Origin of the sequence: Pyxidicoccus fallax (assembly GCF_012933655.1) — a bacterium.
In the GTDB taxonomy this organism is placed as follows: domain Bacteria; phylum Myxococcota; class Myxococcia; order Myxococcales; family Myxococcaceae; genus Myxococcus; species Myxococcus fallax.
On record NZ_JABBJJ010000718.1, the window covers coordinates 1 to 1,087 of the forward strand.

The following is a 1,087-nucleotide window of genomic DNA, read 5'->3' on the forward strand; positions in this document are numbered from 1 at the left end:
GCCTGGGGCTGTCGCTGGGGGTGGGCCTGCTCTTCGGGCTCGCACCCGCGCTGCGCGCCGCTCGGGGAGACCCGCATGCGGGCCTGCGGCCGGGAGGCACGGGAGGATTGGGGCGCGGGCAGCGACGGTTGCTCGGGGGCCTCGTGGCGGGAGAGATGGCGCTGGCGCTGGTGCTCACGGTGGGCGCGTCGCTGATGCTGCAGACGGTGTGGAAGCTGCAGCGGGTGGACACGGGCTTTACCTCCGAGCGGGTGCTCACGCTGGCCGTGGAGCTGCCGGACGGGCGCTACGGCGACGGGGGACGCGGCGCGGTCTTCTTCCGCGAGGCGCTCGAGCGCATCCGTGCGTTGCCGGGCGTGGAGGCCGCGGGCGCCATCCACCGGCTGCCGCTGGCGGATGACAACGTGGACGTCACGCTGCACGGCGAGGGCCGGCCCACACCGCTGGACGGCTCGGCCGAGGTGGACCGGCGCATCGTCACCCTCGGCTACTTCGACGCGCTGCGGGTGCCGCTGCTGCGTGGGCGGGCGCTGGATGCGACGGACGTGGGCGACACCCGGGTCGCTGTCGTCAACGAGGCGCTGGCACGCCGGCTCTTCCCTGGCGAGGAGGTGCTCGGCCGCCGCGTCTGGACGGACTTCGAGGGGAAGGAGGGCTGGACGACCATCGTCGGGGTGGTGGGCGACACGCGCAACCAGGCGCTGGGCAGCGCGCCGCGCCCGCAGCTGTACCGGCCGCACGCGCAAGTGCCGACCCTGCGGATGACGCTGGTGGTACGCACCCGGGGCGAGCCGCTGGCGCTCGCGCGCGCGGTGCGCGAGGCGCTCTGGGCGGTGGACCCGGACGTGCCCGTGGGGGAGGTGCGCACGCTGGAGCAGGTGGCCCGGGACTCCATCGCCACGCCCCGGCTGGTGCTCTCGCTGCTGGTGCTCTTCGCGCTGCTGGCGCTGGTGCTGGGGGCGGTGGGCCTCTACGGGGTGATGAGCTACGCGGTGGGGCAGCGCACGTACGAATTCGGAGTGCGGCTGGCGTTGGGCGCGAGCGGCGCGGACGTGCTGCGACAGGTGGCGGCGGAGGGGCTGGTGCT

At 75.0% G+C, this 1,087-nt stretch carries 1 protein-coding gene; it reads left to right on the top strand.

Translation table 11 applies throughout. The features are described 5' to 3' along the window. On the top strand, positions 1 to 1,087 hold a 1,087-nt coding region (locus HG543_RS53780; protein ID WP_211194821.1), incomplete at both ends, for an ABC transporter permease.